Consider the following 21,650-nt stretch of genomic DNA (forward strand, 5'->3'; position numbering starts at 1 on the left):
CTGCCCACTCACTGGAGGTTTACCGTCATGAACAACACCATGTTTGCCGCCGTCGCTGAAACCGCTCAGGCCCCGTTGATCGTCCGCCACATCGCCCGGCCCACTCCTGGCAAGGGACAGCTCCTGATCCAAGTGCACGCTGCCGGGATCAATCCGCTGGATACCAAAATCGCAGCGGGAGCGGGTGGCCATGCCCGGCAACCGCTTCCTGCGGTCCTGGGCATCGACCTGGCGGGCGTTGTCGTTGAGCTGGGCGAAGGCGTTGTCGATTTCGCTATTGGCGACGAAGTGTTCGGCATGGCCGGTGGGATTGGTGGCGCTCAAGGTGCATTGGCCGAATACATCGCCGTCGATGCACAACTGGTCGCGCCAAAGCCCCGCGCATTGAGCATGCGTGAAGCGGCAGCCTTGCCCTTGGTGTTCATCACGGCCTGGGAAGGACTGGTCGATCGAGCCAATGTCCATCCCGGCCAACAGGTATTGATCCATGGCGGCGCGGGCGGCGTCGGACAAATCGCCGTGCAGATCGCCAAGGCCCGGGGCGCTGACGTTTATGCCACCGGCTCGGCCAGCAGCCTGGATTTCATCCGCGAGCTGGGCGCAACGCCCATCGATTACCGGGCCCAGGACACCGACAGCTACGTCCGCCTGCACACGGACGGCGAAGGTTTCGACATTGTCTACGACACCGTGGGCGGCGCGACGCTTGATGCTTCGTTCAACGCAGTGAAGACCTACACCGGCCATGTGCTCAGTTGCCTGGGCTGGGGCCAGCACAGCCTCGCGCCCTTGTCGTTCCGGGGGGCGAGTTATTCCGGGGTGTTTACCTTGATGCCGCTGTTGACCGGAAAGGGCCGTGCGCATCACGGTCATATCTTGCGGGAGGCCGCGGCGCTGGTTGAGGCTGGGCAGTTGCGGATCAAGGTGGATCGGACCCGGTTTGGCCTTGAGAGCGTCAACGAAGCCTTCGCTCAGGTCGCCGAGGGGCGGGGGCAAGGGAAGACAGTGGTGGAACTCGGGGCTGAGTGAGCCGATCCGTCAGGCTGGCGTCTGCTGGCGAGGGAAAAATCCCTCGCCAATCATGCTTGGTTACAGCAACCGACGCTGTACAGCCTCGTCCAATGTGCTGCGCGTCAGCGCCTGCACGATGTCGCGAGTGTCCTGCTGGAACGGAATACCGAAGATCAGCACCAACTGCATCCAGGTGCGCACCGATTCGCTTTTCTGCACACGTCCCAGCTCTTTACCGTCCTTGTCCTTGAATACGGTTTCGAGGGTAAAGGTGTTTCGCGCCGTGGAGGGGATCACGAAAAACGTAGCGCCAGTGATGATGGCCGAAGCCATGCTGAACTGTTCATTGTTTCTCAAGGTGGCTTCGGCGTAGATGTCTGATTCGACCTTGTCGGTGCTGACCCGCGCGAAACGTCCGGAGTCTCGGAAGGTCTCGGTCACCGAGCTTTCCCAAGCGGTGGCCTGGGCGCCCGAGGCAGCGACGGCCGGGCCGCTGTTGACCTGGTTCTGCGCAGTGGTGCGCACGAAGGCGGTTGGCTTGGAGGCTGTGGTGGCAGCGGCAGGCGGCCAGGTTTTAACGTCCGGCAACTCGTGTTGCGAGTAAGACACGCAACCCGTCAGCAACACGGCGGCCAATATGAAACTGTGTTTGATGAAACCCATGGTGTCCTGCTCCTAGGAATTATTGCTTGGCCAGGCGCGCCGTGGCGTTGTCCAGCAGTTGCGCCACCAACTGATTCAGTTGCTGTGCACCCATGGTCGGTGCCCAGTATTCGCGGCCATACAGGCCTACGTTGCGTTCAAGCTTGATCTCTTCCTTGGCGGTCGCCAGTTCCTTGCCGTCGCGATCGACGATGCTCAGGTTCCCTGCGACGTCGAAACTGTCGACGTAGATAGGACCGTTCACCCAGATCCAGATGGTCAGGGTCAGCAACGCGCCGGGGAAATAGCCCGGATGCGGAGCGCGATGGCCTTTGAGGGAGGTCATGTCGAACTTGAGCAACACGTCATTCTCGCCCAGGCGCGTCGGGTATTCGGTGACCTGCTTGAAGTAGCCGCCGGTCTGCACGTACTGATTGAGCTGGGCGGTGAGCGAGCGGCTGATGGCCGTGCGGGTGGCATCGTTGACATCGGGGGCAGTCACGGCGACATCGGCAATTTGTGCGATACGTGGGCTGCTGACAGGGGCAGGGTGCTGTGGCGCGCCCACCGGGCCGGTGACGGTGTATGACACGCAGCCGGTCATCGACAGGGTGGCGACCAGGGCGGTGGCCTTGAGGAACGTTTTGAACACGGAATGTCCTTATAGGGGTGATGGCACTTTAGTGTCTCGACTCGGGAGGCGGTAACTTGAGGGGAATTGCAAAAGCATCAAGCTGAGGAAGGGCTGCGAACACTCAGAAAATTATTTTCAGGCGGTTAACCCGAACCGCACAGGCCTCGCGTCTGACCTTGCGTACGGATCATCCATTCACGAGGTTCAGCCCATGTCCCGTCCAATTTCTTTTATGCGTCCTGCCGCCCAGGGCTTTGCTGTCACGATGCTGGTGACGTTGGCCGGTTGTGGGTTGTCTTCGTCCCGGGAGACTGCCAAGCCGGCGGAACCGGTGGTCGTGGCGCCCAGTGTTGTACCGCAAGGCGAGATCGCCGAAGTGCGTCAGCCGACGGTCAAGCGCATGCTCATGAAACCGGCAGCGATGCCTGCCCCAAGCGTGGCGAGCGATTCCATTGCCGAGGGTTACCGTGCCGAGCCCCGCGAACAATACGAAAAACTGCCGGACAACCCCGTCCATAGCGTCGCCGAGACGCCAGTATCGACCTTCAGCGTGGACGTCGATACCGGCAGCTACGCCAACGTGCGACGTCTCCTCAACCAGGGCAGCCTGCCGCCCGAGGGCGCCGTGCGCTTGGAGGAGATGGTCAATTACTTCCCTTATCACTACGCCTTGCCCACCGATGGCTCGCCGTTTGGCGTAACGACCGAAATCGCCCCGTCGCCGTGGAATCCCCATACCCGTTTGTTGCGCATCGGCATCAAGGCGTCCGATCGCGCCGTAGCGGAGTTGGGCCCGGCCAGCCTGGTGTTCCTGGTGGATGTGTCCGGTTCCATGGACCGGCGTGAAGGCCTGCCGCTGGTCAAGAGCACGCTGAAACTGCTGGTGGATCAATTGCGCGACCAGGACCGCGTGTCCCTGGTGGTTTATGCCGGCGAATCCCGGGTGGTCCTCACGCCGACCTCGGGTCGCGACAAGGTGAAAATCCGCAACGCCATCGACCAGCTCAATGCTGGTGGTTCCACCGCGGGCGCCTCGGGTATCGAGCTGGCCTACCAGATGGCCCGGGAGAGCTTCATCGATAACGGCATCAACCGCATCCTGCTGGCCACCGATGGCGATTTCAACGTCGGCATCAGCGACTTCGACAGCCTCAAGCAGCTGGCGACGGATCAGCGCAAGAGCGGCGTTTCCCTGACGACGCTGGGCTTCGGTGTGGATAACTACAACGAACACTTGATGGAGCAATTGGCTGACGCTGGCGATGGTAACTACGCCTACATCGATAACCTGCTCGAAGCGCGCAAGGTCCTGGTGGACCAACTCAGCTCCACCTTGGCCGTGGTGGCGCGGGATGTGAAGTTGCAGGTGGAGTTCAACCCGGCCCAGGTCAGTGAGTATCGACTGCTGGGCTATGAGAACCGCGCGTTGAAGCGTGAGGATTTCAACAACGACAAAGTTGACGCGGGCGAGATTGGCGCCGGGCATACAGTGACGGCGTTGTATGAAATCGTTCCGAAGGGCACGCCGGGCTGGTTGGAACCACTGCGTTATGGCAACGCGCCGAAGTCGGACGGCAAGTCCGGTGAACTGGCGATGTTGCGTGTACGCTACAAACCGGTCGAGGGCGGTAGCAGTCGCTTGATCGAGCATCCCATTGCCAGTGTGCAGAGCGAAAAACAACCCAGCGATGACCTGCGCTTCGCCGCGTCCGTGGCCGCCTTTGCCCAGCAGCTCAAGGGCGATGGACGCTACACTGGCACGATGAGCCTGAAGGACACCGCCCAACTGGCGCGCTCGGCCCGCGGCGATGATCCGTTTGGGTTGCGCTCGGAGTTCGTGCAGTTGGTGGAGTTGGCCCAGAGCCTCGAGCCTGCGGCCAAGCGCTGATCCTGCGCATAACGAGGATCAAAATGTGGGAGCTGGCTTGCCTGCGAAGGCGGCGTGTCAGGCACAGACGTTTCGCCTGACACGCCGCCTTCGCGGGCAAGCCCGGCTCCCACAGAGTCCTCTACAATCGGCAGGCCGTGTTCTACATCGAAAGGAGTTCGCCCCCCACATGCCCGCAGCGCTTGATTCACCTAGCGACGAAGCGTTGCTGGCCCGCTACCGCAATGGCGACGGGGCTTCTTTCGAAGTCCTGTATGCCCGTCATCGGCAGGGGCTTTATCGTTTTCTCGTGTTGTTGAGCAACAAGGCCGAACTGGCGGAGGAAATCTTCCAGGACACTTGGCTCAGCCTGATCCGCAGCGCCACCCAGCCACAAGGCCGGGCGAGTTTTCGTACCTGGTTGTTCCAGATTGCCCGCAACCGGTTGATTGACCACTGGCGCAAACACGGTGTCCACAATCCGTTGCATGACAGCTATGACGAACAGCTGCACGTCCAGCCCGACGACGCCAGCAGCCCCGAGCAGCAGTTGAGCTTGAGCCGCGACCAGGCACGGCTCGATGCCGCCTTGCAGGCCTTGCCCGAGGATCAGCGGGAGGTTTTCCTGCTGCGCCTGCACGGCGACTTGGAGTTGCCGCAAATTGCTGCGCTGACTGGCGCCCCGCTGGAAACGGTCAAGAGCCGCTTGCGTTACGCCCAACAGAAATTGCACCGACTGTTGGCCGAGGAGGTACCCGCATGATCGACCGCAAACACACGCCGGATGCCGACGACGAAATGCTGCTCGAGCATTTCCGCCAGCACCCCAGCGGCGAACCGCCACCTTCCCTGGACGCCTTTATCCTGGCCGCTGCCCGCCGTGAAGCGCCGACGCCTGCGCCGAGCCTGTGGCAGCGTTGGTTGCACGCCTGTCAGCGGCCACGTTGGCAGATGGCATTCGCCACGGTCGCCGGTGTGGCGCTGATGATCGGGCTGGTGCTGCGCTCGCCCGTTCCCGAGGATCATTCGTCCCCACTCGCATCCGTGGAATTTTCCGCCAACCGGCAAGAGCCTGCTGTTGCCGCCGCACCACCGCCAGCCATCTCCGCACCCGCGCCGATCGTCCGCATGGCGCCCCAGGGCGAGTTGGCCCGAGCTCCGGCAAGCGCTGACCAGGCCCTGCTGGAAAAACCCGCCGCGAAAATGAGCAAGGCCGCACCGGCTGCGCTGCCGTCGCTGGAACAGGGGTTGATGGAAATCCTGCGTTTGCGCGAGGTGGGTGACAGCAAGGCCGCTGACGAGAAGCTGCTGGCGTTGCACAAGCGCTTTCCCAAGGAGGATTTGCCTGCGCGGTTGGAGGCGTTGCGTCAGCGCTGAGTAAAAAATAGGCAACAAAAAAGCCCCAATCCGCGAGGACTGGGGCTTTTCGATTTTCCATGTATGGTGCACCAGGCGGGATTCGAACCCACGACCCCTGCCTTCGGAGGGCAGTACTCTATCCAGCTGAGCTACTGGTGCAACGCGGGCGCCATGATACTCATAAGCATGGCAGGCGTCCATGCTGCTGATTTGCCGTTTGTTTCTGCCTCGCTCCGCGGCTGTTGGCTACGCTGATCAGAAAAAACAGGCAAATGCAGCTTTTTCGTTCTTTTTTTCGAACAGCCTATTGTCCTCGAACCCCATCGGCCCTAGGATTCGTTTGAGATTTCAAACGCTCTTGTCTGGGTGCTGAACCGCACGTCTGTGCTTATGTGCGTTATTTCTGTGCTTCAGCCCGGTGAATGATTTCCCTGACGGCAGCCCATAAGGCGCCTTTCTACAACTCTAATTCGCTCCGCGTGCGCGCGGTGCTGTTAAGGAAAGTCGACATGCAGCTTAAAGACACCCAGTTGTTCCGCCAGCAAGCCTTCATCGATGGCGCTTGGGTCGATGCGGACAATGGTCAGACGATCAAGGTCACCAACCCGGCAACGGGCGAAGTATTGGGCACGGTGCCGAAGATGGGCGCTGCCGAAACCCGTCGTGCGATTGAAGCCGCCGACAAGGCGCTGCCGGCCTGGCGTGCGTTGACCGCCAAAGAGCGCGCCAACAAGCTGCGCCGCTGGTACGAATTGCTGATCGAAAACCAGGACGACCTGGGTCGCCTGATGACCCTGGAGCAGGGCAAGCCGCTGGCCGAAGCCAAGGGCGAAATCGTCTACGCCGCTTCGTTTATCGAATGGTTCGCCGAAGAAGCCAAGCGCATCTACGGTGATGTGATTCCTGGCCACCAGCCCGACAAGCGCCTGATCGTGATCAAGCAGCCGATCGGCGTGACCGCCGCCATTACCCCGTGGAACTTCCCGGCAGCGATGATCACCCGCAAGGCCGGCCCGGCCCTGGCTGCCGGTTGCACCATGGTCATCAAGCCCGCCTCGCAAACGCCATTCTCGGCCCTGGCCCTGGTTGAACTGGCGCACCGTGCCGGTATTCCGCAAGGCGTGCTGAGCGTGGTCACCGGCAGCGCCGGCGACATCGGCGGCGAGCTGACCAGCAACCCGACCGTGCGCAAGCTGTCCTTCACCGGCTCGACCGAGATCGGTCGCCAGCTGATGGCCGAATGCGCCAAGGACATCAAGAAAGTCTCCCTGGAACTGGGCGGCAACGCGCCATTCATTGTGTTCGACGACGCCGACCTGGATAAGGCCGTCGAAGGCGCGATCATTTCCAAGTACCGCAACAACGGCCAGACCTGCGTCTGCGCCAACCGCCTGTACATCCAGGATTCGGTGTACGACGCGTTCGCCGAAAAACTCAAGGCCGCAGTGGCCAAGCTCAAGATCGGCAACGGCCTGGAAGACGGCACCACCACTGGCCCGTTGATCGACGAAAAAGCCGTCGCCAAGGTCCAGGAACACATCGCCGATGCCGTCAGCAAAGGCGCCACCGTGCTGGCGGGCGGCAAGCAGATGGAAGGCAACTTCTTCGAGCCGACCATCCTGACCAACGTACCGAAAAACGCCGCCGTGGCGAAGGAAGAAACCTTCGGCCCGCTGGCGCCGCTGTTCCGCTTCAAAGACGAAGCCGAAGTGATCGCGATGTCCAACGACACCGAGTTCGGCCTGGCTTCGTACTTCTATGCCCGTGACCTGGGCCGTGTGTTCCGTGTGGCCGAAGCCCTGGAATACGGCATGGTTGGCGTCAACACCGGGTTGATCTCCAACGAAGTCGCGCCGTTCGGCGGCATCAAGGCTTCGGGCCTGGGCCGTGAAGGTTCCAAGTACGGCATCGAGGACTACCTGGAAATCAAATACCTCTGCCTGGGTATCTGATACCGCTTCAAGCGCAAGGGGCACGAGAGCGCTGTCCCTTTGCGCGTTTCACCCGTTCTGTTTCTTGTGGCCGGAACGCTGTGGCAGTCGATCATCGCATGCTGTCGCAGTTGCCTCCCCGCCATGTATTCCTTGAGCCACGCCGACCGATGAGCGGCGAATGAGGACTGTAATGAGCAAGACTAACGCTGACTTGATGGCCCGCCGTACCGCCGCTGTTCCACGTGGCGTCGGCCAGATCCACCCGATCTTCGCCGAATCGGCGAAGAACGCCACGGTAACCGACGTTGAGGGTCGCGAGTTCATCGACTTCGCTGGCGGTATCGCCGTGCTGAACACCGGCCACGTGCACCCGAAAATCATCGCCGCCGTGACCGCACAGTTGAACAAGCTGACTCACACCTGCTTCCAGGTCCTGGCCTACGAGCCGTACGTGGAACTGTGCGAAAAAATCAACGCCAAGGTTCCTGGTGATTTCGCCAAGAAAACCCTGCTGGTCACCACCGGTTCCGAAGCCGTGGAAAACGCCGTGAAAATCGCCCGCGCCGCCACTGGCCGTGCCGGTGTGATCGCCTTCACCGGCGCTTACCACGGTCGCACCATGATGACCTTGGGCCTGACCGGTAAAGTCGTGCCGTACTCGGCCGGCATGGGCCTGATGCCCGGCGGTATCTTCCGCGCGCTGTACCCGAACGAATTGCACGGCGTGAGCATCGACGATTCCATCGCCAGCATCGAGCGCATCTTCAAGAACGACGCCGAGCCGCGTGACATCGCCGCCATCATCATCGAGCCAGTCCAGGGCGAGGGTGGTTTCTATGTAGCGCCGAAAGAATTCATGAAGCGCCTGCGCGCCCTGTGCGACCAGCACGGCATCCTGCTGATCGCTGACGAAGTGCAGACCGGCGCTGGCCGTACCGGCACCTTCTTCGCCATGGAGCAGATGGGCGTCGCCGCCGACCTGACCACCTTCGCCAAATCCATCGCTGGCGGCTTCCCGCTGGCCGGTGTGTGCGGCAAGGCCGAGTACATGGATGCCATCGCGCCGGGTGGCTTGGGCGGCACCTACGCGGGTAGCCCGATCGCTTGCGCCGCAGCGCTGGCGGTGATGGAAGTGTTCGAAGAAGAACACCTGCTGGATCGCTGTAAGGCCGTGGGCGAGCGCCTGGTAACTGGCCTCAAGGCTATCCAGAAGAAATACCCGGTGATTGGTGAAGTGCGCGCCCTGGGCGCGATGATTGCCGTGGAACTGTTCGAAAATGGCGACAGCCACAAGCCGAACGCTGCCGCGGTGGCGCAAGTCGTCGCCAAGGCCCGTGACAAGGGCTTGATCCTGCTGTCCTGCGGCACTTACGGCAACGTCCTGCGGGTGCTGGTGCCGCTGACTTCGCCAGACGAGCAACTGGACAAAGGCCTGGCGATCATCGAAGAGTGCTTCTCCGAGCTCTGATATTCAAGAGCCTTGAGCTGTGCGTTGATCCACAAAAAACCCGCTTCGGCGGGTTTTTTCATGCCCGAGGAAAGGGGGCGGTGTTTTTGGACTGTCTGGAACGGCCGCAATTGTCTAAGGTGCATGTATTGCAAGGGAGCGATGCGGCATGACTGCTGTGGATTTACCTGCTGTACCGCGTGTGTTGATCGCCGAGGCCGATCCAGCGTCCAGGGAGCTGCTTGAACAGGTCTTGTCGGGCGTGCGTTGCGATGCCCGGGTGGACACCTGTGACGAGGGACGGCAGGCCCTGGAATTGCTGGCGCATAACCCCTATGACCTGGTGATCGCCGACTGGGAGTTGCCAGGTGTCGATGGCCTGAGCATTTTGCGCAGCTTGCGCCAGCAGCACCGTACACCGGCGTTGCCGTTCATCCTGGTGAGCCGCCGCAACGACGGCGCCAGCGTGCGCGAGGTCTTGCCGCTGGCGCCGACGGCGTACCTGACCAAGCCCTTGAACCGCGAGAACCTGACCCAGCGTTTGCAAGGCTTGCTACTGAGCGGCGAAGACACTTCCAATCCCGCGCCAACCCCGGGGCCGGGGCTGACGTTGGCCACGTTCCTTGAGCGCCGACGGGACCTGGCCGAAGGCGCGCCGTTGATGACCGATGTGCAAGTGGCGATCAAGCGCAGCCTCAATCCCGGCGGGCTGGATCTGAAGCTACTGGAAGAAGAGATCCGCACCGATCCGCAGATCACCGCCGTGCTGATCGCCGCGGCCAACAGCGCTGCCCAGCATCAGGGCGGCGGCCCGGTACAGACCGTGGCCCAGGCGTTGCACCAGCTCGGTACCGGACAGAGCATGAACCTGATCCTCGGCTTGACCATCAAGCGCTGTGCCAGGCTGAGTGTTCCGTGCCTGGCGGACTATGCCGAACGTTATTGGGAGTTATCGCTGCACACTGCCGAATACGCCCGGACGATCGCCCGGATGCTGGACCTGGAGCAGGAGCGCTGTTATTGCGCGGGCCTGCTGCACCGCTTGGGCGACCTGGCGCTGCTGCGCTGCCTGGAAGAATGGAAGCAGGCTGGTGGCGATTTGGATGAGCCCGAGGAAGTCGGGGATTCCCTTGAACAGTTCGGCGCCGGTTTCGGCTCGGCGCTGCGCACCCGCTGGCGGCTGCCGCTGGAGCTGCGAGAGTTGATCGCGGCAGTGTATGGCCTGGGCGGTGGGGTTTATTCCCGCGAGGCGCTGGTGATGAACATGGCCGCGCAGATGGCCCATTTGCCATCCCATGAGGGCCTGGAAGAACTCGCTCGGGGGCGCACGGCGCGTCTGCTGAAGATCGGGTTGCCGGAATTGATGCGGTTGCGCCGTAAATAAAGTCACCGCCCAACCCTGTGGGAGCGAGCTTGCTCGCGATGGCGGTGTACCAGTCAATATTGATGTCGACTGACCTGACGCCTTCGCGAGCAAGCTCGCTCCCAAAGGATCAGCGGCATGGCCGGATTCGATTGCGCTGAGATTGGCCTCAGGCGGCGATTATACGGTTCTTACCCTGGCGCTTGGCCTCGTACATCGCCGCGTCAGCACGGGCAAACAAGCTATCGAGGGTCTGGTCTTCAGCGGTGATCCCGGTCAGGCCCTGGCTGACTGTGATGCCGAAGTTCTGCTCCCCGCAGCGGAACGCCAGGCGCTGGATTTCCCGTTGCAGGCGCTCGGCCACCTGCAACGCCATGTCCGGTGGGCAGCCTGGAAACACAGCGGCAAATTCCTCGCCGCCGATCCGCCCGAACAGGTCGCCACGCCTGAGCACGGTCCTTCCGCTTTCAGCGATTTTCTGCAGCACCGTATCGCCTTCCTGATGGCCGTAGGTGTCGTTGATCAACTTGAAATCATCGATGTCCAGCAACAGGAACGCCATGGGCGTGCCTTGCAGCCGAGCCTGCTCGAACTCGCGATGGGCGCACTCGAAGAAGTGCCGGCGGTTGCTGCTCTGGGTCAGCACATCGGTGGTCGCCAGCCGCTGCAGTTCGCTTTCGAGCAGTTTTTTCTCGGTTATGTCTTCAGCGATACCGACAACGATCACCGGCTGTCCCGGGTCGGCTTGGCGGTTGATGAAGCATTTGTCGCTTAGCCAGCGAATCTGCCCATCGGCGGCGATGATCCGGTATTCGCGGTCTTCGACGGCACCCTTGACCAACACTTCGGCCAGGCTGCGTTCGGCGTAATCCAGGTCGTCCGGGTAGATGGCGTCACGCCACTCGTTGTAGTCCGCCAGTACCAGGCCCGCGGGCCGACCGAAAATCCGTTCGTAGGCGGGGCTGACATACAGCACCTGCCGGGTTTCCCAATTGAACGCCCACAGCACCGCATTGACGCTGACGAGCAACGAACTGAACAACTGCTCCCGCTCGCTCAGGCGTGCCACTTCGCCTTGGGCGTGCATCAGCGCCATGAGTGTCTGGGCCGCTTCGGGCCAATGAGGCTGGGATGAATCCTGTAGGTTCTTGTCGACCATCGGCACAAATCTCAAAGAACGTGCATTGCTATGGATTTGCACGCGCTTACTCCAAAGCCCGCCAGGATGGCGAAGTGCTCTTGAGATAGGGGATTGTGGGCGAAGTTCCTTTTCAGGCGACGAAGGGCGGGGGATTTAGCGAGTCAAAGTATGGGGTTGAATCTGTGGCGAGGGGATTTAGCGAAACGTCGCACCGCCCCGCTGGGCTGCGGCCCCAAGACAGCCAATTTGAGTGAGCCTGACACACCGAGCCATCAGGTTTTAGGGCTGCTGCGCAGCCCAGCGGGGATGAATCCCCTCGCCACAACAACCTCCCCGCCGCGCACATTGGTGTCAGGCCGTGGCCGGCCGCAGCGAGTAGGTCTTGAGCTGATCGGCAAAGTCCCTCAGGGACTGGATGCCACTGGCTTCAGCCTCATGAACCCATTCCTTGATGGCCGCGAGCATGTCATGGCCGTTGCTGCTGGTCTTGACCCAGATCTGCTGCAAGGCCAGGCGTTTTTCGTAGATCACCTTCAGCGCCTGGCTGTGCTCCAGCATGTTCTGGATGCGCAGGTGATGGCGATCGTCCAGCAGGCTGGTTTCCCGTGACAGCAGGCGTTTGGCCCGATGAAACTGGTGGCGCACGGAGTGATCGACTTTATCCAGTTCCTGCTTGACCAGCGGCGCGATGACCAGCCGGCGGTACTGGGCCATGATCTGGAAACGGTTATTGAGGATCGCCATGGCGGTGTCCATGTCCAGGTGGCCCTTGCCTTCGACACGGTGGGCGATCGGCGCGACCCGCTGGACCTTCGCCAGGCGCAGGAAGCTGAAGACCTTGATCCAGGCCCAGCCCAGGTCGAATTCCCATTTGCGCACCGACAGCTTGGCCGAATTGGGGTAGGTGTGGTGGTTATTGTGCAGCTCTTCGCCACCGATCAGGATGCCCCAGGGCACCAGGTTGGTCGCCGCGTCGCGACATTCGAAGTTGCGGTAACCCACGGCATGCCCCAGGCCGTTGACCACGCCGGCGGCCCAGACGGGGATCCACATCATCTGGATGGCCCAGATGGTGATGCCGATCGTGCCGAACAGCAGCAGGTCGATGACGCCCATGATCGCCACGCCCAGCAAAGGGAAGCGACTATAGAGGTTGCGCTCGATCCAGTCTTCCGGGCAGTTCTTGCCATAGATACGCAGGGTTTCCGGGTTTTGCGCCTCGGCGCGATACAGCTCGGCGCCTTTGCGCAGTACCGTGGACAAGCCTTTGATGACCGGGCTGTGGGGGTCATCCTCGGTTTCGCATTTGGCGTGGTGCTTGCGGTGGATGGCCGTCCACTCGCGGGTGTTCTGCGCTGTGGTCAGCCACAGCCAGAAGCGGAAAAAATGTTTGAGGCCGGCGTTGAGTTCCAGGGAACGGTGGGCCGAATAACGGTGCAGGTAGACCGTGACGCTGATGATCGTCACATGGGTCATCAGCAAGGTGACTGCCACCAGCGACCAGGGCGACAAGCCAAGAAAACCTTCGTACCACATAGGCTGTAGGGCCCTCGATAAAAATAGAAACTGCCGTTGCATTATCACCAGCTCGCCCGATAAAACCAGTCGGCCTTTCAGATAAGAGTGGCAGGATGTTTCTTACTCTATAATCCCCTCACATTACAGGGACATGGATGACCGCATGACTGTCTACCAACGCACTGCCATGCGTGGAGCACTGCTTTACCTTCTGCTATCCGTCGCCTGGCTGCAGCTGGTTGGTTATTTATTGAGCAGTTTCTTCGATCATTCCGCCGACCAGCTTCGCTGGCAACTGATCAACGGTTATGCCTGGGTGCTGGTCAGCGCCGGGCTGATATTCATGGCTCGGGTGCGGATCGTGCGGTGTTTCGACAAGGGCGAGGGCAGCCTCGACCGTGAACGATTGCGCCAGGCCGCCGCTGTCTTCGATTGCACCCGCGAAGGGGTCCTGGTCACGGACCGCCAGGGCCTGATCGTGCACGTCAACCGGGCGTTCATGGCGATCACCGGTTATGGCCGGGACGAAGTATTGGGGCGCCAACCCAATCTGTTCAAATCCGGCCGGCACGGACCGGCTTTCTATCGCGATATGTTTGCGTCGTTGTCCAGCCGCGGCGAATGGAGCGGTGAAATCTGGAACCGCCGCAAAAGCGGCGAAATCTACCCGCAATGGCAGACCATCCGTGCCGTCGTCGACGACAACGGCGAAGTCAGCCAATACGTCGCGGTGTTTTCCGACATCAGTGCGATCAAGGATTCGGAGCATGAGCTGGCGCACCTGGCCCATCACGACCCGCTGACCGGCCTGCCCAATCGCCTGCTGTTTTCCGATCGCACCGAGCAGGCCGTGGCCTCGGCGCAGCTTCACAAGCGCGGGTGTGCGCTGTTGCTGTTGGATCTCGATCATTTCAAGAACATCAACGACAGCCTGGGCCACACGGTGGGTGATGAGTTGCTCAAAGGCGTGGCCAAGCGTTTTCTCGGCCTGTTCGCGCCGGGCATCACCCTGGCCCGGCTGGGTGGTGATGAATTCGCGGTATTGGTGGAAAACTGCTCCCAGCCTGGGCAGGCAGCGGCGTTGGCCCGGCGCATCCTCGATGCATTGAAAGAGCCGTTGCAGCTCGGCGAGCAATCCCTGTTTGTCAACGCCAGCATTGGTATCAGCCTGTTCCCCGGCGATGCCCTCAGCGCCGGTCAATTGTTGCGCAACGCCGATTCGGCGCTGTTCAAGGCCAAGAGCAGCGGACGGGATGGCTACGCCCTGTACACCGAAGAGCTCACCGCCCACGCTCAGCAACGGGTCGAAGTCGCTTTCGAACTTCGACGCGCCCTGCAGCAAGAGGAGTTGCGGGTGCATTACCAACCGGTGCACGACTTGGCGACCAGCCGTCTGGTGGGCGTCGAGGCGCTCGTACGTTGGGAGCATCCAACGCGTGGGCTGGTTTCTCCGGCAGAGTTCATTCCCATCGCCGAACGTACGGGGCTGATCGCCCAGATCGATGCCTGGGTCATGGAGCAGGCCTGCCGGCAAATGTGTGAATGGCAGCAGGCCGGCGTGGTCCTGTCGTTCGTGGCGGTCAATGTGTCCAGCCGCTTGTTCGCCCGTCGCGAATTGTACGAGCAAGTCGCCCGCGTACTGCACGACACTGGCCTGGATCCGGCTCTCCTGGAACTGGAAGTGACCGAAAGCGCGGTCATGGAGGATCCGGAAGTGGCGCTGGAACAGATGCACCGCTTGCGCGAATTGGGCGTGCGCTTGGCTATCGATGACTTCGGCACGGGGTATTCATCGCTGCTGCGGCTCAAGCGTTTGCCGGTGCAAAAGCTCAAGATCGACCAGGGTTTTGTCGCCGGGTTGCCGTGGGACGAGGACGACGTGGCGATTGTCCGCGTGATCATCGCCCTGGCTCATAGCATGGGCATGCAGGTGCATGCCGAGGGCATAGAACAGCAGGAGCAAGCGGCGTTTCTGCTGGGCCAGGCTTGTGAGTTGGGGCAGGGGTATTGGTTTGGCCGGCCGGTGGCGGCGGGGCAGTTGGATTGGGAGCGGGCGCCGGTGATTGCTTGATCACCCGCGGCATTGATGTTGACTGATGCACCGCCATCGTCGGATCGGCTGACATCAATACCGAAATGACACAGCGCTAACCCTTGGCTGCAGGCGCCGCCACCCCCTTCGTTTCCAGATGATCCAGCGCTCGTTCAACCAACAACTGAACCCCATCGGCCATGCGACTGATCGCCAGGGCGACGCAACGGCGTGATTCGTCGATGTCGTCGGCCAGGTCGGCGGCGATGGTGCTGATGGAGAGCAGGTCTTCGGAGGCGTTGGCGAGCAGGGTTTCGGTGTCGATGTGCGGGGAGACGATGAAGAGCTGGTCTTTGTCGGGTTCCGGCGGCGAGGCGGGGTGGGGCTTGAGGTAGTAGTCGAGGGCGCGGTTGGTGGCGTCTTCGAGCCGTTGTTCTTCGAGTTTTTCGACGCGGGATTTGTGACCGCCTTTTGGCGGATTAGGCGTTACTTTGGCCATGATTGTATTTCCGATATGTAATTGAGTGGGTGCTGGCACCTTTCGTTGCACCGAAGGGGTGGCAGCTGTGCGCGGGTGTGCAAGACCGGGCATATCGGACCCCGGCAGACCTCGAGAGTCTCCCGCGCGCAGCCGCCATAAATACGCCAATACGAGCATGTGCCGCTGGCATAGCAGTTGCGCGCCGATATGTACCGGACTTGCACGTCCGTGTCACCGTTTTTTGCGATGACGATCAGAGGTTAGCGGTGCTCGGCAGTGCTGCCTAGTTCATCAAAGGCACCACGTATTGAAGGAAATCTCCGACGACATGGCAGGTAAAAAGACCCGCCATCACGCCCGTCGTAGGACGCCAAAATCCCAGCATCATTTTGGTTATATAAAAATTCTTAAATAGTCTTTTTAAGAATATCCCGCTTTATCTAGTATTGCTCCCACGCCGCAAGCAGTGCCGCCCACTGCCAGGCAATCATTCAAAGGAGCAGCAGCATGAGCGCATCCCTACGTAGCGTTGACGGCCAGGACGAAGCAACCATTTTGCGCGAGATCCAGAGTGCTTTGCGTGACCTGCGCTTTGGCGCGGTGGAGATCACCGTGCACAACGCCCAGGTGGTCCAGATCGAACGCAAGGAAAAATTCCGCTTGCAACAACCGAGTCAGAAACCGTCTTGAAATTAAAAGATTGCACCCTTCGGCAGCTCCTACAGGGGGGCTTGGCGTAGGAGCTGCCGAAGGCTCGGGCCGCGTTCGGACGATCTTTTCAGGCCCACAACGATTTCGAAGCCATAAAAACCAGAATTCCAGGAGCTTTCACCATGTCGTCGATTCGCCGTTATGCCTTGGCCGCCCTGGCCAGTGCTGTTTTTGCAGGTTCCGCCGTCGCCAAGGATTACGAGCTGCTCAATGTGTCCTACGACCCGACCCGCGAGCTGTATAAGGACTACAACGCCGAATTCGTCAATTTCTGGAAGAAAGCCCATCCGGACGATAGCGTGAAGATCCAGCAGTCCCACGGCGGCTCGGGCAAGCAAGGCCGGGCGGTGATCGATGGCCTGCGCGCCGACGTCGTGACGCTGGCCTTGGCCGGTGACATCGATGAAATCGCCAAGCTGGGCAAGTCCCTGCCAGCGGACTGGCAAACCCGCCTGCCGGACGCCAGCACGCCCTACACTTCGACCATCGTTTTCCTGGTGCGCAAGGGCAACCCCAAAGGCATCAAGGACTGGGGCGACCTGATCAAGAATGATGTGTCGGTCATCACGCCGAACCCGAAAACGTCTGGCGGTGCTCGCTGGAACTTCCTCGCCGCCTGGGCCTACGGCCTGAAAGCCAACGGCGGCGACGAGGCCAAGGCCAAGGAATACGTGCAGGCATTGTTCAAGCACGTGCCGATCCTCGACACCGGCGCCCGTGGCTCGACCATCACCTTTGTCAACAACGGTCAGGGTGATGTGTTGCTGGCCTGGGAAAACGAAGCCTTCCTGGCGCTGAAAGAGGAGGGTGGCGCCGACAAGTTCGACATCGTCGTGCCGTCCCTGTCGATCCTCGCCGAACCGCCGGTGGCGGTGGTGGACAAGAACGCCGAGAAAAAGGGCAATGCGGAGATCGCCGAAGCGTACCTCAAGCACCTGTACAGCCCGGCCGGCCAGGAAATCGCCGCGAAGAACTTCTATCGCCCGCGTGACAAGGACGTGGCCGCCAAGTATTCCCGGCAGTTCCCGAAAGTGGAACTGGTGACCATCGACAAGGACTTCGGCGGCTGGAAAACGGCCCAGCCGAAATTCTTCAACGATGGCGGGGTGTTCGACCAGATCTATCAGGCGCAGTAAGCTGGGCTAGTCGGATCCAGGCCGTAATTCATTGTGGCGAGGGAGCTTGCTCCCGCTGGAGTGCGAAGCGCTCCCAGAATTTCTGGGGCTACTTCGTAGCCCAGCGGGAGCAAGCTCCCTCGCCACGGTAAGTGCGTTCTCAACCAAGGACCTTTATGTCGCGTCGCATATCCCCCGTCATACCCGGCTTCGGGCTGACGCTGGGCTACACCCTGGTGTACCTCAGTCTGATTGTGCTAATACCGCTGGCGGCGATGTTTGTGCACGCCGCTCAACTCACCTGGGAACAGTTCTGGGCGATCATCTCGGCACCGCGGGTGCTGGCTGCGCTGAAGCTCAGTTTCGGCACCGCGCTGTACGCCGCCATCATCAACGGTGTGATCGGCACGTTGCTGGCCTGGGTGCTGGTGCGCTACACCTTCCCCGGCCGCAAGATCATCGACGCGATGATCGACCTGCCGTTCGCCCTGCCCACCGCCGTGGCCGGTATCGCGCTGACGGCGTTGTACGCGCCGACCGGCCTGGTTGGCCAATTCGCCACCGACCTGGGTTTCAAGATCGCCTACACCCCGCTGGGCATTACCCTGGCGCTGACCTTCGTGACGCTGCCGTTCGTGGTGCGCACGGTGCAGCCGGTGCTGGCCGACATTCCCCGTGAAGTCGAAGAAGCCGCCGCCTGCCTTGGTGCGAAGCCGTGGCAGGTGTTCCGCCACATCCTCGTGCCGGCGCTGTTGCCGGCCTGGTTGACCGGCTTCGCCCTGGCCTTTGCCCGGGGTGTGGGCGAGTACGGTTCGGTGATTTTCATCGCCGGCAACATGCCGATGAAAACCGAGATCCTGCCGCTGCTGATCATGGTCAAGCTCGACCAATACGACTACACCGGCGCCACTTCCATCGGCGTGCTGATGCTGGTGGTTTCCTTCGTCCTGTTGCTGCTGATCAACTTGCTGCAGCGGCGCATCGAAACCCCATAAGGAGGCGCGAACCATGTCCCAATCGTCTATTTCCGCTGCCTCCACCAATGCCGCCCGTCGCGGCAGTGCGACGTCGCGGCGCGTCTTGATCGGCCTCGGCTGGTTGATCTTTGCGCTGTTTTTGCTGCTGCCGTTGTTCATCGTAGTGTCCCAGGGCCTGAAGCTCGGGCTGGGGGCGTTCTTCACCGCGATCTTCGAACCTGATGCACTGTCGGCGTTGAAGCTCACGGTGATCGCCGTGCTGATCTCGGTGCCGCTGAACCTGGTGTTCGGCGTCAGTGCCGCGTGGTGCGTGAGCAAGTATTCATTCCGTGGCAAGAGCATGCTGGTGACGCTGATCGACCTGCCGTTCTCGGTGTCGCCGGTGATCGCGGGCCTGGTCTACGTGCTGATGTTCGGCGCCCAGGGCCTGTTCGGGCCGTGGCTGTCGGATCACGATATCCAGATCGTCTTCGCGCTGCCGGGCATCGTCCTGGCGACGATCTTCGTCACCGTGCCGTTCGTGGCCCGTGAGTTGATCCCGCTGATGCAGGAACAAGGCACCCAGGAAGAAGAGGCCGCGCGCCTGCTGGGCGCCAATGGCTGGCAGATGTTCTGGCATGTCACCGTGCCGAACATCAAGTGGGGCCTGATCTATGGCGTGGTGCTGTGTACCGCCCGGGCCATGGGTGAGTTCGGCGCGGTGTCGGTGGTCTCCGGGCACATTCGCGGGGTGACCAACACCCTGCCGCTGCACGTCGAGATCCTCTACAACGAATACAACCACGTGGCCGCGTTCGCCGTGGCGAGCCTGTTGCTGATCCTGGCGCTCTTCATCCTGCTGCTCAAGCAGTGGAGCGAAAACCGAATCAACCGCCTGCGCGCCAGCGCCGCGGAGGAATAAGTCATGTCGATCGAAGTCCGTAACGTCAGCAAGAATTTCAACGCGTTCAGGGCACTGGACGAGATCAGCCTGGACATCCAGAGCGGCGAGCTGGTGGCGCTGCTGGGGCCGTCGGGTTGTGGCAAGACCACCTTGCTGCGGATCATCGCCGGCCTTGAAACCCCGGACCAGGGCAGCATCGTCTTCCACGGCGAGGACGTGTCCGGCCACGACGTGCGTGATCGCAACGTCGGTTTCGTGTTCCAGCACTACGCCTTGTTCCGCCACATGACGGTGTTCGACAACGTCGCCTTCGGCCTGCGCATGAAACCCAAGGGCCAGCGCCCGAGCGAAAGCCAGATCGCGACCAAGGTCCACGAGCTGCTGAACATGGTGCAACTGGATTGGCTCGCCGACCGCTACCCGGAGCAACTGTCCGGCGGCCAGCGCCAGCGTATCGCCCTGGCCCGCGCCTTGGCGGTGGAGCCCAAGGTGCTGCTGCTGGACGAACCGTTCGGCGCCCTCGACGCCAAGGTCCGCAAGGAACTGCGCCGCTGGTTGGCGCGGCTGCACGAGGACATCAACTTGACCTCGGTCTTCGTGACCCACGACCAGGAAGAAGCCATGGAAGTCGCCGACCGGATCGTGGTGATGAACAAAGGCGTGATTGAGCAGATCGGCTCACCGGGCGACGTTTACGAAAACCCGGCCAGCGACTTTGTGTACCACTTCCTCGGTGATTCGAACCGCCTGCATTTGGGTGAGGACCGGCATGTGCTGTTCCGCCCGCACGAAGTCTCGCTGTCACGCTCGGAGCTGGAAGATCATCACGCCGCCGAAGTGCGCGACATTCGCCCGCTCGGCGCGACCACTCGGGTGACCTTGAAGGTCGAGGGCCAGAGCGAGTTGATCGAAGCCGAAGTGGTGAAGGACCACGACAGCCTGGTGGGGTTGGCGAAGGGCGAGACGTTGTTCTTCAAGCCGAAGGTCTGGCAGAAAGTTTCCAACCTCTAAGAGCAAAAGAACAAGCAAAAGCATCGCGAGCAGGCTCGCTCCCACAGTAGAACTTTAGTGAACACAATAATGGTATTCATATGGAGATCCATTGTGGGAGCTAGCTTGCTCGCGATGGCGGTGGAGCAGTTGACACATCGGTGACTGGCCGAGCGCAATCGCGAGCAAGCTCGCTCCCACAGAGATAGCCTAACCGCTACCTGCGTGGCGTAGCTTTCAGGCCGCCGAACGTTGGTTGCGCAACGCCACCGGCCCGGCGCGCTCCTCGATGGCGCGTTTCAGGTCACCGCGAAGTCCCAACAGGAAGCCCGCTTCCACCACCACGAACAACGGCCCGACAATCAACCCGGTGAGGTCATCGACGAACGCCGGTTTGCGCCCTTCGTAGTAATGGCCGACAAACTGGATTACCCAGCCCACCACGAACATGCCCAGTCCGCTGGACAACCAGATCGCTGTGCTCTGCGCGGCGAGCACCTGGCCCAGCCAGACGGCGAGACCCAGCAGCACGGTCATCAGCACACCCAGGCGCAGTTCCAGGCGCAGGTAGAACCAGGCACTCGCGACGGCCACGAGCAGCGCCGGGGAAACCAGGATCGCGCCAACCGGCCATCCCGGCCGTGACAGCAGCACGGCGACGGCGACGAAGATCAGCGGGATACCGATGAAGTGGCTGGCGATGTTGCGCGGGTCGCGGTGGTAGGCCGCGTATTGACTGAGATGATCGACGAGGCTTTTCATTGTTGTTCCTCCTGAGGTGATGCCTGCATGATGATCGGGTTTCACCAGGCGCTCTGTCAGCTAGCCGACACTTGTCCCGGAGTTTCCATGAATTCGCACCCCTGGCACACGCATCTGCTGACCGGACATTGGTACAGCCATTTGCCCGCCGAGTTTCAGGATAGCCTGCTGGGCATGTCGCGGGTGCGCCGTCTGGCGCCGGGGCAACGGCTGTTCCAGCGCGGCGATCCGCCGTGTGGCTTGTACGCGGTGCTCGAAGGGGCGGTGCGCATCGGCGCGGTCAGCGAGCAGGGCAAGGAAGCGCTGCTGAGCGTGGTGGAATCGCCTCATTGGTTCGGTGAGATCTGTCTGTTCGACGGCCAGCCGCGCACCCATGACGCCGTAGGCGTCGGGCAATGTTCGTTGCTGCATTTGCCGCAGGCTGCGCTACTGGCCTTTCTGGAAGAACAACCCGTTCATTGGCGTCATCTTGCCCTGTTGATGAGCCACAAACTGCGCCTGACGTTCATCAATCTCGAACACCTGAGCCTGATGCCCGCCCCGGCCCGCTTGGCCCACCGCCTGCTGATGATCGCCGAAGGCTACGGCGAAATCGAACCGGCGCGCCGGATCTTGCAATTGCCCCAGGAACAACTGGCACTGATGCTATCCCTGTCTCGCCAGACCACCAACCAGATCCTCAAGGATTTGCAGGGGCAGGGCATTGTTCACCTGAGTTATGGCGAAATCGAAATCCTCGACATCGAACGGTTGCGAGCCCTGACCACAATCTGAAACCGACCT

The 21,650-nt window shown here is 61.3% G+C and carries 20 protein-coding genes and 1 tRNA gene; 14 read left to right on the top strand and 7 right to left on the bottom strand.

Features of this window, described 5'->3' with window-relative positions:
* Nucleotides 1-27: 27 nt before the first annotated feature.
* Nucleotides 28-1,029, top strand: coding sequence for a zinc-dependent alcohol dehydrogenase family protein (locus Q7C33_RS27005; RefSeq protein WP_407684442.1), 1,002 nt, complete (start codon nt 28-30; stop codon nt 1,027-1,029).
* 60 nt (nt 1,030-1,089) lie between these two features.
* On the opposite strand, the gene Q7C33_RS27010 is transcribed toward Q7C33_RS27005, so the two are convergent.
* Together Q7C33_RS27010 and Q7C33_RS27015 are read right to left on the bottom strand one after the other, a co-directional pair.
* Nucleotides 1,090-1,674 carry a hypothetical protein gene (locus Q7C33_RS27010; RefSeq protein WP_407684443.1) on the bottom strand — a complete coding sequence of 195 codons (585 nt, stop codon included), beginning with the start codon at nt 1,672-1,674 and terminating at the stop codon, nt 1,090-1,092.
* 19 nt (nt 1,675-1,693) lie between these two features.
* Complete coding sequence (locus Q7C33_RS27015; RefSeq protein ID WP_407684462.1) at nt 1,694-2,257, bottom strand: hypothetical protein; 564 nt, start codon at nt 2,255-2,257, stop codon at nt 1,694-1,696.
* 241 nt (nt 2,258-2,498) lie between these two features.
* On the opposite strand from Q7C33_RS27015, the gene Q7C33_RS27020 reads away from it, so the two are divergent.
* From Q7C33_RS27020 to Q7C33_RS27030, 3 genes are all read left to right on the top strand, one after another.
* The gene (locus tag Q7C33_RS27020; RefSeq protein WP_407684444.1) at nt 2,499-4,175 is read left to right on the top strand and encodes a vWA domain-containing protein; all 1,677 of its coding nucleotides are present in this window, start codon (nt 2,499-2,501) and stop codon (nt 4,173-4,175) included.
* A gap of 169 nt (nt 4,176-4,344) precedes the next feature.
* Nucleotides 4,345-4,917 (top strand): RNA polymerase sigma factor, encoded by a 573-nt coding sequence (locus Q7C33_RS27025; RefSeq protein WP_407684445.1) that lies wholly within the window; start codon nt 4,345-4,347, stop codon nt 4,915-4,917.
* Nucleotides 4,914-5,531 (top strand): hypothetical protein, encoded by a 618-nt coding sequence (locus Q7C33_RS27030; RefSeq protein WP_030142195.1) that lies wholly within the window; start codon nt 4,914-4,916, stop codon nt 5,529-5,531. The genes Q7C33_RS27025 and Q7C33_RS27030 overlap by 4 nt, the downstream gene beginning before the upstream one ends.
* Before the next feature lie 64 nt (nt 5,532-5,595).
* On the opposite strand, the gene Q7C33_RS27035 is transcribed toward Q7C33_RS27030, so the two are convergent.
* Nucleotides 5,596-5,672 (bottom strand) — tRNA-Arg (locus Q7C33_RS27035).
* Between the two features lie 350 nt (nt 5,673-6,022).
* Between Q7C33_RS27035 and gabD the strand changes: the two genes are divergently transcribed.
* The 3 genes from gabD to Q7C33_RS27050 all read left to right on the top strand — a co-directional run bounded on the left by gabD (nt 6,023) and on the right by Q7C33_RS27050 (nt 10,278).
* Nucleotides 6,023-7,465 carry an NADP-dependent succinate-semialdehyde dehydrogenase gene (gene gabD, locus Q7C33_RS27040; protein WP_030142194.1) on the top strand — a complete coding sequence of 481 codons (1,443 nt, stop codon included), beginning with the start codon at nt 6,023-6,025 and terminating at the stop codon, nt 7,463-7,465.
* Nucleotides 7,466-7,637: 172 nt separating this feature from the next.
* Nucleotides 7,638-8,915 carry a 4-aminobutyrate--2-oxoglutarate transaminase gene (gabT, locus tag Q7C33_RS27045; RefSeq protein WP_030142193.1) on the top strand — a complete coding sequence of 426 codons (1,278 nt, stop codon included), beginning with the start codon at nt 7,638-7,640 and terminating at the stop codon, nt 8,913-8,915.
* Between the two features lie 148 nt (nt 8,916-9,063).
* Nucleotides 9,064-10,278: an HDOD domain-containing protein gene (locus Q7C33_RS27050; protein ID WP_407684446.1), complete on the top strand. Its 1,215-nt coding sequence runs from the start codon at nt 9,064-9,066 to the stop codon at nt 10,276-10,278.
* Between the two features lie 148 nt (nt 10,279-10,426).
* On the opposite strand, the gene Q7C33_RS27055 is transcribed toward Q7C33_RS27050, so the two are convergent.
* Nucleotides 10,427-11,416 (bottom strand): GGDEF domain-containing protein, encoded by a 990-nt coding sequence (locus Q7C33_RS27055; RefSeq protein WP_030142191.1) that lies wholly within the window; start codon nt 11,414-11,416, stop codon nt 10,427-10,429.
* Nucleotides 11,417-11,749: 333 nt separating this feature from the next.
* Complete coding sequence (gene desA, locus Q7C33_RS27060; protein WP_030142190.1) at nt 11,750-12,934, bottom strand: delta-9 fatty acid desaturase DesA; 1,185 nt, start codon at nt 12,932-12,934, stop codon at nt 11,750-11,752.
* Nucleotides 12,935-13,079: 145 nt separating this feature from the next.
* On the opposite strand from desA, the gene dibA reads away from it, so the two are divergent.
* The gene (gene dibA / locus Q7C33_RS27065; RefSeq protein WP_407684447.1) at nt 13,080-14,987 is read left to right on the top strand and encodes a phosphodiesterase DibA; all 1,908 of its coding nucleotides are present in this window, start codon (nt 13,080-13,082) and stop codon (nt 14,985-14,987) included.
* A 76-nt stretch (nt 14,988-15,063) separates the two neighbouring features.
* Here dibA and Q7C33_RS27070 read toward each other — a convergent pair whose 3' ends face one another.
* On the bottom strand, nt 15,064-15,447 hold the full coding sequence (locus Q7C33_RS27070) for a DUF6124 family protein (RefSeq protein WP_407684448.1): 384 nt from the start codon (nt 15,445-15,447) through the stop codon (nt 15,064-15,066).
* A gap of 489 nt (nt 15,448-15,936) precedes the next feature.
* On the opposite strand from Q7C33_RS27070, the gene oscA reads away from it, so the two are divergent.
* The 5 genes from oscA (at nt 15,937) to Q7C33_RS27095 (ending at nt 20,126) form a co-directional block, all read left to right on the top strand.
* Complete coding sequence (oscA, locus tag Q7C33_RS27075) at nt 15,937-16,119, top strand: sulfur starvation response protein OscA (protein ID WP_030138496.1); 183 nt, start codon at nt 15,937-15,939, stop codon at nt 16,117-16,119.
* A gap of 143 nt (nt 16,120-16,262) precedes the next feature.
* Nucleotides 16,263-17,276: a sulfate ABC transporter substrate-binding protein gene (locus Q7C33_RS27080; RefSeq protein ID WP_407684449.1), complete on the top strand. Its 1,014-nt coding sequence runs from the start codon at nt 16,263-16,265 to the stop codon at nt 17,274-17,276.
* A 155-nt stretch (nt 17,277-17,431) separates the two neighbouring features.
* Nucleotides 17,432-18,250 carry a sulfate ABC transporter permease subunit CysT gene (gene cysT / locus Q7C33_RS27085; protein ID WP_013692011.1) on the top strand — a complete coding sequence of 273 codons (819 nt, stop codon included), beginning with the start codon at nt 17,432-17,434 and terminating at the stop codon, nt 18,248-18,250.
* Between the two features lie 13 nt (nt 18,251-18,263).
* On the top strand, nt 18,264-19,133 hold the full coding sequence (gene cysW, locus Q7C33_RS27090) for a sulfate ABC transporter permease subunit CysW (protein WP_024618577.1): 870 nt from the start codon (nt 18,264-18,266) through the stop codon (nt 19,131-19,133).
* 3 nt (nt 19,134-19,136) lie between these two features.
* Entirely contained in the window at nt 19,137-20,126 is a 990-nt protein-coding gene (locus Q7C33_RS27095) for a sulfate/molybdate ABC transporter ATP-binding protein (protein ID WP_198798026.1), read from the top strand.
* 216 nt (nt 20,127-20,342) lie between these two features.
* Here the strand turns inward: Q7C33_RS27095 and Q7C33_RS27100 are convergent, their stop codons facing one another.
* Nucleotides 20,343-20,867: an Mpo1 family 2-hydroxy fatty acid dioxygenase gene (locus Q7C33_RS27100; RefSeq protein ID WP_030138489.1), complete on the bottom strand. Its 525-nt coding sequence runs from the start codon at nt 20,865-20,867 to the stop codon at nt 20,343-20,345.
* Nucleotides 20,868-20,954: 87 nt separating this feature from the next.
* Here Q7C33_RS27100 and Q7C33_RS27105 point away from each other — a divergent pair, with 87 nt between their 5' ends.
* Nucleotides 20,955-21,641 carry a Crp/Fnr family transcriptional regulator gene (locus Q7C33_RS27105; protein WP_407684450.1) on the top strand — a complete coding sequence of 229 codons (687 nt, stop codon included), beginning with the start codon at nt 20,955-20,957 and terminating at the stop codon, nt 21,639-21,641.
* Nucleotides 21,642-21,650 lie beyond the last annotated feature (9 nt).

Source organism: Pseudomonas sp. BP11-1-1, from assembly GCF_052112105.1.
GTDB classification, from domain to species: domain Bacteria; phylum Pseudomonadota; class Gammaproteobacteria; order Pseudomonadales; family Pseudomonadaceae; genus Aquipseudomonas; species Aquipseudomonas alvandae.

Bases quoted from the DNA above. Each gene is read 5' to 3' on its own strand.
- Q7C33_RS27005 (WP_407684442.1), top strand. From the start codon at position 28: ATGAACAACACCATGTTTGCCGCCGTCGCTGAAACCGCTCAGGCCCCG.
- Q7C33_RS27010 (WP_407684443.1), bottom strand. From the start codon at position 1,674: ATGGGTTTCATCAAACACAGTTTCATATTGGCCGCCGTGTTGCTGACG.
- Q7C33_RS27015 (WP_407684462.1), bottom strand. From the start codon at position 2,257: ATGACCGGCTGCGTGTCATACACCGTCACCGGCCCGGTGGGCGCGCCA.
- Q7C33_RS27020 (WP_407684444.1), top strand. From the start codon at position 2,499: ATGTCCCGTCCAATTTCTTTTATGCGTCCTGCCGCCCAGGGCTTTGCT.
- Q7C33_RS27025 (WP_407684445.1), top strand. From the start codon at position 4,345: ATGCCCGCAGCGCTTGATTCACCTAGCGACGAAGCGTTGCTGGCCCGC.
- Q7C33_RS27030 (WP_030142195.1), top strand. From the start codon at position 4,914: ATGATCGACCGCAAACACACGCCGGATGCCGACGACGAAATGCTGCTC.
- gabD (WP_030142194.1), top strand. From the start codon at position 6,023: ATGCAGCTTAAAGACACCCAGTTGTTCCGCCAGCAAGCCTTCATCGAT.
- gabT (WP_030142193.1), top strand. From the start codon at position 7,638: ATGAGCAAGACTAACGCTGACTTGATGGCCCGCCGTACCGCCGCTGTT.
- Q7C33_RS27050 (WP_407684446.1), top strand. From the start codon at position 9,064: ATGACTGCTGTGGATTTACCTGCTGTACCGCGTGTGTTGATCGCCGAG.
- Q7C33_RS27055 (WP_030142191.1), bottom strand. From the start codon at position 11,416: ATGGTCGACAAGAACCTACAGGATTCATCCCAGCCTCATTGGCCCGAA.
- desA (WP_030142190.1), bottom strand. From the start codon at position 12,934: ATGTGGTACGAAGGTTTTCTTGGCTTGTCGCCCTGGTCGCTGGTGGCA.
- dibA (WP_407684447.1), top strand. From the start codon at position 13,080: ATGACTGTCTACCAACGCACTGCCATGCGTGGAGCACTGCTTTACCTT.
- Q7C33_RS27070 (WP_407684448.1), bottom strand. From the start codon at position 15,447: ATGGCCAAAGTAACGCCTAATCCGCCAAAAGGCGGTCACAAATCCCGC.
- oscA (WP_030138496.1), top strand. From the start codon at position 15,937: ATGAGCGCATCCCTACGTAGCGTTGACGGCCAGGACGAAGCAACCATT.
- Q7C33_RS27080 (WP_407684449.1), top strand. From the start codon at position 16,263: ATGTCGTCGATTCGCCGTTATGCCTTGGCCGCCCTGGCCAGTGCTGTT.
- cysT (WP_013692011.1), top strand. From the start codon at position 17,432: ATGTCGCGTCGCATATCCCCCGTCATACCCGGCTTCGGGCTGACGCTG.
- cysW (WP_024618577.1), top strand. From the start codon at position 18,264: ATGTCCCAATCGTCTATTTCCGCTGCCTCCACCAATGCCGCCCGTCGC.
- Q7C33_RS27095 (WP_198798026.1), top strand. From the start codon at position 19,137: ATGTCGATCGAAGTCCGTAACGTCAGCAAGAATTTCAACGCGTTCAGG.
- Q7C33_RS27100 (WP_030138489.1), bottom strand. From the start codon at position 20,867: ATGAAAAGCCTCGTCGATCATCTCAGTCAATACGCGGCCTACCACCGC.
- Q7C33_RS27105 (WP_407684450.1), top strand. From the start codon at position 20,955: ATGAATTCGCACCCCTGGCACACGCATCTGCTGACCGGACATTGGTAC.